General features: G+C 66.5%; 12 protein-coding genes. 7 read left to right on the forward strand and 5 right to left on the reverse strand.

From position 1 onward, the window contains the following. Nucleotides 1–112: 112 nt before the first annotated feature. Complete coding sequence (locus tag G6R31_RS13605; protein WP_017871916.1) at nt 113–1,516, reverse strand: phytoene desaturase family protein; 1,404 nt, start codon at nt 1,514–1,516, stop codon at nt 113–115. A gap of 147 nt (nt 1,517–1,663) precedes the next feature. On the opposite strand from G6R31_RS13605, the gene G6R31_RS13610 reads away from it, so the two are divergent. From G6R31_RS13610 to G6R31_RS13620, 3 genes are all read left to right on the forward strand, one after another. Next, nucleotides 1,664–2,977, forward strand: coding sequence for an AAA family ATPase (locus G6R31_RS13610; protein ID WP_017871915.1), 1,314 nt, complete (start codon nt 1,664–1,666; stop codon nt 2,975–2,977). 155 nt (nt 2,978–3,132) lie between these two features. Beyond that, nucleotides 3,133–4,179 (forward strand): alpha/beta hydrolase family protein, encoded by a 1,047-nt coding sequence (locus tag G6R31_RS13615; RefSeq protein WP_017871914.1) that lies wholly within the window; start codon nt 3,133–3,135, stop codon nt 4,177–4,179. Between the two features lie 81 nt (nt 4,180–4,260). Next, the gene (locus G6R31_RS13620) at nt 4,261–4,740 is read left to right on the forward strand and encodes a CoxG family protein (RefSeq protein WP_017871913.1); all 480 of its coding nucleotides are present in this window, start codon (nt 4,261–4,263) and stop codon (nt 4,738–4,740) included. Nucleotides 4,741–4,890: 150 nt separating this feature from the next. On the opposite strand, the gene G6R31_RS13625 is transcribed toward G6R31_RS13620, so the two are convergent. Then, a complete protein-coding gene (locus G6R31_RS13625) occupies nt 4,891–5,193 on the reverse strand; it encodes a hypothetical protein (RefSeq protein WP_017871912.1) in 303 nt (100 codons plus the stop codon). 307 nt (nt 5,194–5,500) lie between these two features. On the opposite strand from G6R31_RS13625, the gene G6R31_RS13630 reads away from it, so the two are divergent. Next, nucleotides 5,501–6,217 (forward strand): winged helix-turn-helix domain-containing protein, encoded by a 717-nt coding sequence (locus G6R31_RS13630; protein ID WP_017871911.1) that lies wholly within the window; start codon nt 5,501–5,503, stop codon nt 6,215–6,217. Continuing rightward, entirely contained in the window at nt 6,214–7,194 is a 981-nt protein-coding gene (locus G6R31_RS13635; protein WP_017871910.1) for a sensor histidine kinase, read from the forward strand. The genes G6R31_RS13630 and G6R31_RS13635 overlap by 4 nt, the downstream gene beginning before the upstream one ends. Nucleotides 7,195–7,774: 580 nt before the next feature. On the opposite strand, the gene G6R31_RS13640 is transcribed toward G6R31_RS13635, so the two are convergent. Then, nucleotides 7,775–8,914 carry an ISAs1 family transposase gene (locus G6R31_RS13640; RefSeq protein ID WP_164993989.1) on the reverse strand — a complete coding sequence of 380 codons (1,140 nt, stop codon included), beginning with the start codon at nt 8,912–8,914 and terminating at the stop codon, nt 7,775–7,777. Continuing rightward, on the reverse strand, nt 8,915–9,613 hold the full coding sequence (locus tag G6R31_RS13645) for a transposase (RefSeq protein ID WP_164993990.1): 699 nt from the start codon (nt 9,611–9,613) through the stop codon (nt 8,915–8,917). Between the two features lie 499 nt (nt 9,614–10,112). On the opposite strand from G6R31_RS13645, the gene phoU reads away from it, so the two are divergent. Both phoU and G6R31_RS13655 read left to right on the forward strand, forming a co-directional pair. Beyond that, nucleotides 10,113–10,754 (forward strand): phosphate signaling complex protein PhoU, encoded by a 642-nt coding sequence (phoU, locus tag G6R31_RS13650; RefSeq protein WP_017871170.1) that lies wholly within the window; start codon nt 10,113–10,115, stop codon nt 10,752–10,754. A gap of 74 nt (nt 10,755–10,828) precedes the next feature. After that, nucleotides 10,829–11,284, forward strand: a complete 456-nt coding sequence (locus G6R31_RS13655; RefSeq protein ID WP_017871171.1) for a peroxiredoxin — start codon at nt 10,829–10,831, stop codon at nt 11,282–11,284. A 303-nt stretch (nt 11,285–11,587) separates the two neighbouring features. Here G6R31_RS13655 and G6R31_RS13660 read toward each other — a convergent pair whose 3' ends face one another. Continuing rightward, a complete protein-coding gene (locus G6R31_RS13660; RefSeq protein ID WP_025568118.1) occupies nt 11,588–12,979 on the reverse strand; it encodes a DR2241 family protein in 1,392 nt (463 codons plus the stop codon). Nucleotides 12,980–13,098: the final 119 nt, after the last annotated feature.

The raw sequence follows: 13,098 nt of genomic DNA on the forward strand, positions 1-13,098 counted from the left end.
TTGCAATGAGCGGAAGAAGGGTCCGAGCTTTCATACTCGTATGGTTGCCCGCTGACCCGAAAGAATCAAGGTCATCATCAGCCCCCCATCAGACTCGACCTTGAGAGAAACCTTATTTGGCCGCGCTCTGGAAGGGATGTTCGCCGTTCAAGGAGTCGTAGTCAAGGTGAAGCAACTGCCCCGCTCCATTCCAGCCCGACAGCAGAGAAAGTGGCACCCCTCCCCCTGGGTGAACGGTGCCGCCCACCTGCACGAGGTTGCGGGCCTGGGGCAGCTGCCAGCCCGGGCGCAGGCTGCCGAGCAGGCCATGAGGCGCCCGGCCGTACAGGGCGCCGCCCAGCCCGGTGCGGGCGTAGTCGGCGGGGGCCAGGGCCTGCCACGCCGCCACCGGCAAAGGGAAACGTGCCTGGAGACGCCCGAGCAGGTGGCGGGCATAGTCGTTCTTGCTCTCGGGGGAATGGCCCAGCGCCGGGTCGGGTGGCGCGTTGACCAGCAGAAAGGCCCGTGGGCCGTCGAGGTGGAGGTAGAGGGTCGGGTCGGCAGGCAGGCGACCGGCCCGGATGTCATGCCATTCACGGGCATAGTCGGCAGGCCAGAAAATGTGGTGCCCCTGGCCCAGGTCCTCACGGAGACGCAGTTGCAGGGCAAAGCCACTGACGCCCCGGGGGGAAGGGGACGCCGCCTGTCCCAGCCAGCCCAGTGTCAGGGCGCGGTCGGCGGCGCTCACCCAGTGGTCGGCGGCAAAAGCGCCCCGGCTGGTGTGGGCGCCCAGCACCCTCCCCCCGTGGGTGCTGAGATGCTGCACGCGGGTGCCGAACTCGAAGCGGACATGGTGTCTCAGAGCTTCCCGGTACAGGCGCTCGGCCAGGGCCAGCAGGCCACCGGGCAGGTGCCAGATGCCGTCACCGAGTTCGACCCAGGCAATGTTGTGCAGCACGGCGGGTGCCCGGTAGGGGTCGGCCCCCAGATAGGTGGCGAAGCGCAGCCAGAAGGGGGTCAGAAACGGCCCCGAGCGCACATACCGGGCGAGTGGGGTCAGGGGCGCGGCTTGCCGCCCGGCTTTGAAGGCGTAGCGGGCGAGCTGCGCCGCGCCGGGTGGAGGCGCAAAAAGAAAGGTGCCCGCCGCGCCGCTGTACATCTGCCGGGCGGCGAGCAGCAGTTGGCGGTAACGTCGCCCCTCCGAGGGGGAAAGCTGGGCCAGCGTGGGTTCGAGACTGCCGACCACATTGAGCGCTTCGGGGGCGAAGGTCCGGCCATTCAGGGCGTGGTAGGTGGTGGTCGGGTGCGCTGGAGTCAGGTCGGGCACGTTCCACCCGAGGCGGGCGTGCAGCGCCGCAAAAATCTGCGGCATGGTCACGACGGTGGGACCGCTGGAAAAGTCGGCGTACCCCAGCGCCGCCTTGCCTCCCGGTCGGTCGAGCGCGTCGAGGACCGTCACCTGCGCCCCTGCCCGCGCCAGCCGCAGCGCCGCCGCCAGTCCCGCGAAGCCCGCTCCGATGACCGCCACCTGGGTCATGAGCGGTTCCGGAAGGGGGAAGCGAGGCACATGGCCGCAGTGTAGCCGCAGTGTGGTGCGCCCGGTGCCCAGAAAGGCGACTCCACGGTTCTGCGACTCCAGCGGTCTGGACGCTGTGCCACGCGGGTGTGACAGCATGACCTCAGCATGACCCAGCCGCCTGTGCCGCCCGCACTGCCTGACCCTCTCTCGCCGGTGCCCGAACCCGTCCGCATAGAGATGCCCGACCCCGCGCTCGTGGCGCTGGTGGGTGCCTCGGGTTCAGGAAAAAGTATGTTCGCGGCGCGGCACTTCCGGCAAATGGAAGTCCTGAGCCTTCAAGGGTTTCGTGCTCTGCTGAGCGCCGACCCCCGCGACCCCGAGGCGGCGGCAGACGCGCTGGAGTGCCTGTACACGGCGGCGGCCCGGCGTCTGGCACGGGGACAACTGACGGTGATCAACGCGGCCCTGGTGCGTCCGGGAGAGCGCCGCCGCGTGGTGGAACTGGCCCGGGCGCACGACGTGGCGCCGGTCGCGGTCGTCCTTGACCTTCCGCGCCCGCTGCTGGAAGCCAGACGGGGAGCCGGGGATGGGGCCGACCCCGCCGAACTGATCGCGCAGGTGGCCGAACTGCGCCGCACCCAGCGGGGGCTGACCCGGGAGGGCTTTCGGCAGGTCTGGACCCTGACTTCTCCGGAAGCGGTGGACAGCGCGGTGGTCAGCCGCGTGCCCCTTCCGGTGGACCGCCGGGAGCGGCGCGGGCCTTTCGACGTGATCGGGGACGTTCACGGCTGCCTGGATGAGCTGCGCGAGCTGCTGACCCGCCTGGGCTACCGGGTCACGGGCGACACCGCTGCCCCGCCGCCGGGCCGCACCGCCGTTTTCGTGGGCGACCTCGTGGACCGGGGGCCGGACAGTGCAGGCACCCTGCGGCTGGTGATGAACATGGTGGCGTCGGGCGCGGCGCTGTGCGTGCCGGGCAACCACGACGAGAAGCTGCGTCGGGCGCTCGGCGGGCGTGCGGTGCAGCCGCTGCACGGGCTGGACGTGACACTGGCCCAGCTCGGCGCGGCGGGAGAGGCGTTCAGGGCGCAGGTGCAGGCGTTTGTCGGGGCTTTGCCCAGCCATCTGGTCCTCGACGGTGGGCGGCTGGTGGTCGCGCATGGCGGGCTGCCGCAGCACTACCAGGGCCGCGACAGCGAGCGGGTGCGCCGCTTCGCCCTGTACGGCGACGTCAGCGGGCGTACCGACGAGGCGGGCCTGCCCATCCGGCGCGACTGGGCCGCCGACTACCGGGGAGAGCGGCTGGTGGTCTACGGCCACACGCCCGTCGCGCAGCCGCGCTGGGTGAACCGGACGGTCAACATCGACACCGGCTGCGCGTTCGGGGGCGCCCTGAGTGCGCTGCGTTACCCGGAACTGGAAGTGCTCAGTGTGCCCGCGCGGGCGCAGTACGCCGTGCCGGGGCGCCCGCTGGGGTGAAGTGCAGGACGGAGGCCGCCTACAACTGTCGGACCGCTCGCAGTGCGGGGGCGGGCAAACCGGCATGGTGAAGCCTCAAGGACCCCCATGCCCCCTGTCTGCCTTGCCTCTTCCCTTGCCTCCCCGCCCCCTGCTGCCGGGCCTGGGGGTGACGTGTGCGCCGCCTGACCGCCTGGGCGCTGACCCTGCTGCTGGGGCTGGCGGCCTACGTCTTTGTGACCCAGCCGCAGGAAGCCGGGGTAAGGCTGCCGTCCCTGCCACCGCTCGAACAGTCCCCCCGGACGCCGCCGCAGGACTCGGAGGCCCAGGGACCGCCCGACTCGGCCTTGAACGGCGCCCTGCTGCAGCAGTCGGTGGACGCGCAGCCGATCAGCCTCGCGGCCCTGCGCGCACGTGAGTACCCCGGCAGCGCCCTGACTGTCGAGCGCACGCTCGCTGCGGGGGCAGGCTACACGCGGCAGGTGGTCAGTTACCGCTCCGATGGGCTGACCATCTACGCTCTGCTGACGGTGCCGTCGGGCACGCCGCCGCCAGGGGGGTGGCCCGGCATCGTGTTCAACCACGGGTACATTCCGCCTGCCGAGTACCGCACCACCGAGCGCTACGTGGCCTATCAGGACGCCTTTGCCCGGGCGGGTTTCGTGACGCTGAAAAGCGATTACCGGGGGCACGGCGACTCGGAGGGGCAGGCGCGGGGAGGGTACAACGACCCCGGCTACACGGTGGACGTGCTCAATGCTGCCGCCAGCCTCAAGAAGGACCCCCGGGTCAATGCGCGGCGGCTGGGCCTGTGGGGGCACTCGATGGGCGGACAGCTCAGCCTGCGGGCGATGCTGGTGGACCCCGACCTCAAGGCCGCGTCGCTGTGGGCGGGCGTGGTCGCCAGCTATGACGTTCTCGCCACCGACTGGAATCCGCCCGCCGGGGTGCAGACACCGCTCGACGACCTCAGCCGCCGTTATCTGCGCCTGCTCAGCCCCAACGCTTCGCTCCGCGACCTGCGGGGCCGCCCCCTGCAACTGCACCACGGCACAGCGGACAAGGACGTGCCCTACAGCTTTCAGGTGGCGCTCGCGGGCGACCTGCGGGCCGCCGGGCAGCCGTTTACCGCCTTCAAGTACGAGGGCGACGACCACAACCTCAGCCGCAACCTCGGGCTGGCGCTGAGGCGCTCGGTGCAGTTTTTCAAGGACCACCTGTAGAGAGGCCACCTGTAGACGAGAGGGCCGAAGGGGGCAGGGGCCGTTTCGGTTTCCTTCCAGTGAGGGAAAGCAGAGCGCCACATGTCTTACCCTGTGACCATGCAGATGCAGTTTTCCGGCCAGGAGCAGGTGCAGGCGCCGCCCGCCGTCGTGTGGGCCTTCGTGCAGGACCCGCAGCGCGTGGCCGCCTGTCTGCCGGGCGTGCAGGACGTTCAGGTGGTCGGCCCCGGCGAACTGGAAGTGACGGTGCCGTTGCAGGCCGGGCTGCTGCGCGGGCACCTGAAGGCGCGGGTGCAGATCGTGCCCGACGAGGCGGCGGGGCAGGTGCAGGTCCGCATTCAGGGCGGCGGGCTGGGCAGCACCCTGGCGGTCAGCGCCGGAGCGAATGTGGTGGACACCGGCGACGGTCAGACCCGGCTCGACTGGCAGGGCGCGGCTGAACTCGGCGGCCCGCTCGCCAAGCTGGGCGGCAAGGCGATGGAGCCGCGTGTGCAGGGCCTGATTTCCCGGACCTTTCGCAACATGAGCGCCCAGATCGCCTCGGGCGGGCGCCTGGCCTGAGCCGCCGCCTGTTCAGGCTCGCCCTAAAGCAGTTCTCCGAATTACGTGATGCGCGGAACGGCACCCCGCATCACTCCATTCTCCGCCCTGCTCAGTGTTTTGCACTCGCTCCGCTCGCCAAAAAGACGTAACGTCTTTTTGTAAAATGCTCTAACGCTGGAGGATGCTGTGGGTGCGCAGGTGACCCGGGCTGAGTTCGCGGGGGGGATCGCGCAGCACCAGCAGCATGCCGAAGGGCAGCGACAGCACGCCGACCAGCCCGAGCGAGAGCACCGGCCCGCTGTGGCCGGGAATCAGGGCGTACAGACACAGCAACAGGGTCAACCCGATGTGAATCAGCAGGGCGTGGGTGCGCCGCTGGGGGTCTTCACGGTGCCAGCCGTACAGCCATTGCCAGGCACATGCCCTCCCAGACAGCAGCAGCACGATGGTTCCGGTCAGCAGCAGCCACATGAGGCCAGGGTAATGACCCGGCTCTTGCAAAGGTGTGACAGTGCGGCGCGGCGGCGGCTACGACGTTGCAGGGGCGTGTCATACGGATTCCGCTTCATTCCTGCACAGTCGGGAAAGCGCCGCCTGTGCATCCATATCGCGGAATCCGTATTTTTTCCTACTCGCATCCGCTCGGATTGAATCTGAAACTACCAAATTCAATCGGAATCCGTATCAGGGCGCAAAAGAAGCCTGTCGCTGCTCTGTTGTGTCCCCGGACACGCTTTTCCTGACAGTCGGCTGACGTGGCGGCTCACAATAAAGGGCAATGAGCCAAGTCGTTGTCATTGAAGATGAGGGCACGGTGCGCGACGTGCTGCGCTTTCATCTGGAGCGGGCGGGGCTGCGTGTCTCGGCCTACGCGAGTACCCAGGCCGCCGAAGAAGCGGGTGCCCTGGCCGGGGCCGACGCCCTGGTGCTCGACTGGATGCTGCCGGGAGAGAGCGGCCTGGGGTTTTTGCGCCGCCTGCGCACCGACAGCGACCTGCGCCGCCTGCCGGTGCTGATGCTCACCGCCCGCGCCGCCGAGGCCGAGCGGGTCGAGGGGCTGGAAACGGGCGCCGACGATTACCTCACCAAGCCCTTTTCGGCGGCTGAACTGGTGGCCCGCGTGCGTGCCCTGCTGCGCCGCGCCCAGCCCGACACGCCCCAGCAACTCGGCAACGGGCCGCTGACGGTGGACCTCTCGGCTGCCGAGGCGCAACTGGCGGGCCGCACACTGAACCTGACGCGGCGGGAATTCGACCTGCTGGCCTTTCTGACCGCCAACGCCGGGCGGGTCTACTCGCGCACCGAACTGCTCGACCGGGTGTGGGGCGCCGACTTTCTGGGTGGCGAGCGTACGGTGGACCAGCACATCACCCAGTTGCGGGCACACCTGGGCGACGACCCCAGCAAGCCGAGCTTTCTGGAAACGGTGCGCGGCAAGGGCTACCGCATGCGGGCCTGGAGCGCCGACCCGGGCCGTACTGAGGCGCCGCGATGACCGTTTCGGGCCTTCCCGAGGGCACGCCGCTGCCCCCCACGCCGAGCCAGGACAGCTGGATCGACGCGCTGCCCCAGGCGGTGCTGCTGACCGAGGGCGGTCAGGTCACGCGCGTCAACGCGGCGGCGGTGCGGCTGTGGGGCGTGCCCCAGGACCGTGCGGTGGGTCGCCCGGTGCTGGAAGTCGTGCGGCGCCACACCCTGGAGACGCTGCTGGAGCGCGGGGGCGAACTCGAACTCGAAGTGGGGGGGCGCACCCTGCGCTGCACCGGCACCCGCACGGGAGGGCATGCCGCCCTGATCGTGGAGGACGTGACCGACCACCGCCGCCGCGAGGCCGAACTGCGCGAGGCGACGGCGGTGCTCTCGCACGAGTTCCGCACCCCGGTGGCGGCCCTGCGCGGCGTGCTCGAAGCGCTGGAATACGACATGCCCCAGGACCTCGCGCAGAACTTCGTGCGCCAGGGTTTGCAGGAAACCGAGCGGCTGGCGCGGCTGGTCGAGGACCTCGCCGTGGGGTTTCGGCCCACCCGCGCCCGCACGCTGCCGCTGGCCGAGGCCTTTGCCCGCGCCGAACGGCTGCTCGCGGGCGAGGTGACGGCCAAGCAGGTCGAACTCGTCTTCGGGCAGGACCATCTGGTGCGGGCCGACCCCGACAAGCTGCTGCAGGTGCTGCTCAACCTGATTGAAAATGCCCTGAAGTACGGCCCCGCCGGGCAGAGCATCGAGGTGGCGACGGCGGCACGCGGCACCTGGGTCGAGGTGAGCGTGCTGGACCGGGGCCAGCCCATTCCCGACAGCGAGAGCCTGTTTCGTGCCCACACCCGGGGCAAGGACGCGGGCGGTCAGGGCAGCGGCATGGGGCTGTACATCGTCCGCAGCATCGTGCAGGGGTGGGGTGGGCAGGCGTGGGCCGAACGTCAGGAGGAACGCAACGCCTTTTGCTTCACGCTGCCGGGCGTGGGCGGACTGGGCTAAGCAGGCCCGGCAGGTTTACGCCTTCCCATTTTGGAAAAGAGAAGCGGCATCAGTTCTATCTTTCCTGAGTGGGGAAGGTGGAGGAAAATACGGAGCTGAAGCGGCTTGCAGGAGAAGGGCGCTCCTCCGGTGGTTCCGGAGAATAACTCCAGGTCTTAGAAAGGGCAAGACTTACATTCGGGTGTCGACTGCGTCTGAAAAATATGGGGTAACTCCCACCACAACCCCCACCGGGACGCTGTATTTAGAGCAGTTCTCCGAATTATACGGATTCCGATTGAATCTGGTCGTTTCAGATTCAATCCGACTTGCAAAGCTGCGCAGCAGAGCGGATGCGAGTAGGAAAAAATACGGATTCACCTCGGGTGCGGCGGAATCTAAGCTGCTGAACGCACGTAGCGCTCTAGGTGCAGCATCAGGTTGTGGGCCGCAACCGCACGGCACGTGCGGGCTACGACGGCCTGGAAGGAATTCAGCTGCACCTCACCCAGAGAGCAGCATCTCGCTAACCTGGAAAAGACCGATTCTATGCGCTTTCTTAGTTTCCCCAGCACCGGTGGCCATGCCACCCAGGTGCAACTCACGTCGGTAGGGGAAGAAGCTGCTGTAAGAGGCGTTCTCGAAATTCGTCATCCCAGCCTGCCCGCTTACGGTTCTTATTGACGGCACCCACTGACCCTTCACGACGCATCAGGTTCAAGGCCCATCTTCGCAAAGTCGCCAGATTCTGGGGGCCGTGGTCAGTCCGGGTTGTACTGTCATCTTCCGCAAAAGCAACGTCCAAAACCCAGTGGAGTGAATTTTCAATTTCCCAATGTGTCCTGACCGCGTACAACGCGGTCACTGAGCAGGCAGGTAACGAGGTGAGGAAAAATCTCTGCTCTGTCGCAGTTTTTCCGCGTACTGTTCGTGTGCTTTCGACCATAACCACGCTGCGCAATCCAGGCCAGTGGTAGTCGTCAAGATCAGGATGAGCGGGGAGAACCCAACTCGTTCGTTTCTCTGAGCGCCGTCGGTCTTCCCAGGTGCTGGCTCCGTGCAATTCTGTTTCTGAAATTTGACGTCTCAGTGCATCTGAGAACATCTCCTGAACGTCTTCAAACAGGTAGCCCTGATTCCCTTTGAGCGCCAGGAGATACTGGGCATGGAGAGCAACCAGCTTCTCAGCAACGGCGCGCTGGGTTCCCATGGCGTCAATCGTGACAATGCATCCAGAAACCTCAAGAAGTGCCAAGGTGTCGATCAGAGAGGGCAAGATGGAAATCTCATTTTGCTTTCCTGCAACTGGCTGAGCAGCGAGGCACAAGCGGTGCCTCGCAGACCAAACATTGACCATATGAACGCCCTGAACCTCGTGCTCAGATGTGCCGCGCAGTCTTTTTCCGTCAATGGCAACGATATCCCCTTCGAGTTGTCCGCCAATCGCTTGCTTGATCCAGTCCAGCGCGCTGGACTGGAAAGCCACGGGATCAAGACGAGCAAAGACACGACGGAACGTTTCGTGGTCAGGAACACGCCGGAAGTCGAGGAAGCGTCTCAACCAGTCCCGCTTGGACTCCGCGAATGCCTGAATCTCTGGAAAGGTGTCTGCCCCGCTCATCACTGCACACAGCGCCATGACCACGATAGTCACGAGGCTATGGTTCAGCCCACGGTGTTTACGCTCATCTGGAAGCTGGGCGAAGAGGCTCACAGCTAACTTCAACTGCTCATCGGTCATTCAAAGAGCTTGCCGGTTATTTCCTCCCGACGTGAGTTGCACCTGCCATGCCACCGGTGTCTTCGCGTTCTCCCGTGACTTGGCGTACACGCCACTCCCGACGTAGCCTTTGTCCCCAAGCGTGCGGCTGCGTTCGTATTCAGAGAGCAGCTCACGGGCCACGCCCTGCTCGGATTCGTTGGCAGCGACAATGGCAAACTTCGTGAAGTAGCCCTGCGTGTCGACGACGCCGTGAAGCTTGTAGCCCATCACCCAGCCCATACTCCCTGGGCCTATTTTTGCTTCTGACTGCTGTCTGGGCCGCTTCATTCGGGCACCCTGAGCAATGGGGAGGGGTTTACTGTCGATAATGAGGATGTCTGCATCTTTCGGGCTGAGGGACAGCCCGAAAGATGCGATGAGATGCCTGGCTGCGAGTAAATGGCGGTGGTAGCGACTGCGTTCGGGGAGGTGTGGGAAGAGGTCGGCGTAAAGCTGACGAACGAGGGCGAACCAGGTCTCGCTGTTCTTCTGACCAAGAAGGTCGCCCACGAGGGCGATAGTGATCAGTTCAGAAGGAGTGGCCTGACGGTTGCGGGCCATGGGAAGCTGGTAGCTTCCCATGGCGCTGAGCAGTTGGAGATGGTCGTCGACAAGGACGTAGGCCAGTGTGAAGAGGTCGGGCAGGCTAAAATATTCCAGAAGCTGGCTGGTTCGCATAACCCCAGCTTCGCTTTTTTCGCCCCTTCTTGCGCCGCACCCGAGGTGATTCCGCGATATGGATGCACAGGCGGCGCTTTCCCGACTGTGCAGGAATTAAGCGGAATCCGTAAGGTGACCGCTGATACGGCTTTGAAAAAGAGTTTGGGGATCCAAAGTGTTTTTCCGAGCAGAGCGAAGCGGCGCAGGGCCGATAGAACCGCTCCCTAGAGCATTTGACAGAAAGACGTAACGTCTTTTTGGCGAGCGGAGCGAGTGCAAAACACTGAGCAGGGCGGAGAATGGAGTGATGCGGGGTGCTGTTCCGCGCATCACGTAATTCGGAGAACTGCTCTAGCCCGCTTTCAGCGCGGGGAGGAGAAGAAAAAAGGGGCTGGGCGACGCGAACTTGCAAAGCTGCGAAGCAGAGCACATTCGGGCGCTTTCCTCGGATGTGCGGAGGAAAGCCCAGCACCGTATGACCTGTGGCTGACCGGTCAGGTGATACGTTTTGAAGGTCATGCGTGAAGCACTGGAAGCGGATTTGCGGGCGGTCCTCAACGGCGCCCTGAACATGCTCGGCACTGTCGAGCGGATGCTGCCGGTCGCCGCCGAGGTGCTGCTGCACGGACAGGCCGAGCAGCTGAGCGAGGTGCGGGCGCTCGACCGCGAAGTGGACGCCCAGGAAGCGCAACTGGAGGCCGAGTGCCTGCGCATCATCGCGCTGCATCAGCCGGTGGCCCGCGACCTGCGGCTGGTGGCGCTGATTCTCAAGAGCCTGAGCGATGTCGAGCGCATGGGCGACTACGTGGTGCATGTGGCCGAGGACGGTGCCGAACTCGCGCAGGCCCCGGCGCTGAAAAAGTACGTCAACCTCGCCCGGATGCTCGAGCGCCTGACCGAGATGAGCCAGAACCTCCGCACCGCCCTGGCCGACCGCGACGTGACCCGTGCCGAACACACCATTCAGATGGACGACGAGGTGGACGAACTCTACGAGCAGATTCAGCGCGAGCTGGTCACCTACATGCTCGAAGACCCCCGCAGCATCTCCAAGGCCCTGATGCTGATGCGCGTGGGCCGCAGCCTGGAACGGGTGGGCGACCACATGGAAAACGTGGCCGAGCGCGTGCGCTACTGGGTCACGGGGTCGCGCGAGTAGGACGGGGAGCCAGGGGCGGCCCCTCCGGGACCACCGTGCGCCTGCTCTAGACTGCCCCTATGAACCCCGCCCCCATGAACCTCGTCGGTCAGCCCGCGCCGGACTTCACGCTGCCTTCTTCCACCGGGCAGGACATCACCCTCAGCAGCTACCGGGGCCAGCAACACGTGGTGCTGGTGTTCTACCCGCTGGATTTCAGCCCGGTGTGCTCCATGCAGCTTCCCGAGTACAGCGGCTCGCAGGACGAGTTCACCGAGGCGGGCGCCGCCGTGCTGGGCATCAACCGCGACAGCGTCTACACCCACCGCGCCTGGGCCGCCGAGTACGGTATCGAGGTGCCCCTGCTGGCCGATATGCGGCTGGACGTCGCCCGCCAGTACGGTGTCGCCATCGACGAGCGCGGCATCAGCAGCCGGGCCGTGTTCCTGATCGACAAGGGCGGTGTGGTGCGGTTTCAGCACACCGAGGAACAGACCGGGCAGTACACCGTGCGTCCCGAAACGGTCCTGGCGAAACTGCGCGAACTTTGACCCAGGGAACCGGGCAGAGCTGAAGCACTCATGCCGCTCTGGAAAAGAGAGAGGGCAACCAGTCTTTTTTCCGAATGGCAGAATGCCTTTTCCATCATCCATCAGCGCAGCGCAACCATCATACGGATTCCGATTGAATCTGGTAGTTTCAGATTCAATCCGAGCGGATGCGAGTAGGAAAAAATACGGATTCCGCGATATGGATGCACAGGCGGCGCTTTCCCGACTGTGCAGGAATTAAGCGGAATCCGTATCATCCATCATCAAGCGTCATTCGGGCGTCTGGTCCCGACTTCACGTCGCTCAGGCGGTACCCGCCCCCACCTCGTCGCGCACGGCGGCCAGCAGCACGCTGCACGCTTCGGCGCAGGGCAGGCCACCCGGCACGCCGCTGAAAAAGGTTTGCCCGAGCACCTCACCGGCCCACAGCCGCGTGCGCAGGCAGGGGGCGCACACCTGCGCGGCGACCGTGTCCACCTGATCGGGGGTTGCCCGCTGCACCTTGGCGAGCGCCCCGGTCTGGCGCCGCGCCGTGGACGCCCAGGGGGTGCAGTGCAGGTTGTGGTGCGCGTGGGCGTAGCTTTCTTCCACCACGGCTGGATAGAGCAGGTGCAGCCCCAGCCGCAGGTCCGCTGGCCCGAGCACCGCCCGCCAGCCGCGCGGCAGGGTGCGCCAGGTCCGCACGGGACGGTGCCGCCCGGCCTCGTCGCGGTCCGTAAAGTCGCGCAGGCCCTCGGGCGAGACGAAGGTGCGCAGGTCGGCGGCGGCGCGGCCCTCGTCGAGCATGTGACGCAGCTCGAACAGCCCGCCGTGCGGGGTCAGCAGCACTTCCCCGAGGCGCCCGCCCCGCTCGGCCAGTTCCCGCAGCGCGGCCCAGGCCTCGGCGTGCGGCTGGTCCACGTCGCCGCGTTCTTCCTGGCCGCCCTCCCCGGCGAGTTGCAGCAGCACGTCCGCCACGCCGGGATGGGTGCCCACCGGCCCGCTGACGTGCAGGCGGGGAAGGCCCGGACCCGCCAGCGCCTGAGCGAGCTGCGCCTGCCAGCCTCCGCCCGCGTGGGCAAAAAAGGGCACCAGCACCGCTGCCTCTGTCCCGACCTGCGCGGCGAGGTGTGCTCGCCACTCGCTCAGGCCCGCTTCGGTGGCGCCCGGTTCCGTGAGCGTGACGACCTTCACGTCGGCGAACAGGCCGCGCTCGCTCAGCGCCCGGGCGTGGGCCTCGGGCGTGCCGGTGCCGGGGCGCGCCGTGAGCAGCAGCAGGGTGACGCCGCCCGGGTCGGTTCCGGTCGGCAGGGCTTCGGTGGCCCGCGCCGCGATCACGTCCGCCATGCCGGGGTGAACGCCCAGTGGCCGGGTGTAGCGAACCCGCCGCCCTCCCAGCACGCGGGCCACACCGCCGGGGGGGACCGGCCCCTGGTGGCCCAGCCCCAGCTCGCGCGGCAGCACCGTCTCGGTCAAGTAGCTCTCAGCCAGAAACAGGGGAATGACCGTCACGTTGCTGCTGGCGACGGTCCGCAGCACCTGCCGCAGCCCCGGCTCCTGCTGCCAGTAGCCCTCGAGAACCTCGTCGAAACAGTTCTGAACGCGGCCCGGCGCCGTGCCCACAGGTCCGCGCAGCCGCTCGGCTGCCTGCTGAACGGCGGATGCCGAGTCGCCGTGGTGGTGGGAACCGTGTCCGATCAGAACCAGGGAACGCATACTCGGGTCACAGCCTAGAGCAGTTCTCCGGCGGCCCCCGGTTGCCCGCGCCTGCTTCCCATTTCCTGTTGAACCTAAACCCCTCTGAAAGTCGGCTTCACCCACCTTAGTCCCGGCTT

The organism is Deinococcus wulumuqiensis R12, assembly GCF_011067105.1.
GTDB lineage: Bacteria > Deinococcota > Deinococci > Deinococcales > Deinococcaceae > Deinococcus > Deinococcus wulumuqiensis.

Bases quoted from the DNA above. Each gene is read 5' to 3' on its own strand.
- G6R31_RS13660 (WP_025568118.1), bottom strand. From the start codon at position 12,979: ATGCGTTCCCTGGTTCTGATCGGACACGGTTCCCACCACCACGGCGAC.
- G6R31_RS13610 (WP_017871915.1), top strand. From the start codon at position 1,664: ATGACCCAGCCGCCTGTGCCGCCCGCACTGCCTGACCCTCTCTCGCCG.
- G6R31_RS13630 (WP_017871911.1), top strand. From the start codon at position 5,501: ATGAGCCAAGTCGTTGTCATTGAAGATGAGGGCACGGTGCGCGACGTG.
- G6R31_RS13645 (WP_164993990.1), bottom strand. From the start codon at position 9,613: ATGCGAACCAGCCAGCTTCTGGAATATTTTAGCCTGCCCGACCTCTTC.
- G6R31_RS13640 (WP_164993989.1), bottom strand. From the start codon at position 8,914: ATGACCGATGAGCAGTTGAAGTTAGCTGTGAGCCTCTTCGCCCAGCTT.
- G6R31_RS13635 (WP_017871910.1), top strand. From the start codon at position 6,214: ATGACCGTTTCGGGCCTTCCCGAGGGCACGCCGCTGCCCCCCACGCCG.
- G6R31_RS13605 (WP_017871916.1), bottom strand. From the start codon at position 1,516: ATGACCCAGGTGGCGGTCATCGGAGCGGGCTTCGCGGGACTGGCGGCG.
- G6R31_RS13655 (WP_017871171.1), top strand. From the start codon at position 10,829: ATGAACCTCGTCGGTCAGCCCGCGCCGGACTTCACGCTGCCTTCTTCC.
- phoU (WP_017871170.1), top strand. From the start codon at position 10,113: ATGCGTGAAGCACTGGAAGCGGATTTGCGGGCGGTCCTCAACGGCGCC.
- G6R31_RS13625 (WP_017871912.1), bottom strand. From the start codon at position 5,193: ATGTGGCTGCTGCTGACCGGAACCATCGTGCTGCTGCTGTCTGGGAGG.
- G6R31_RS13620 (WP_017871913.1), top strand. From the start codon at position 4,261: ATGTCTTACCCTGTGACCATGCAGATGCAGTTTTCCGGCCAGGAGCAG.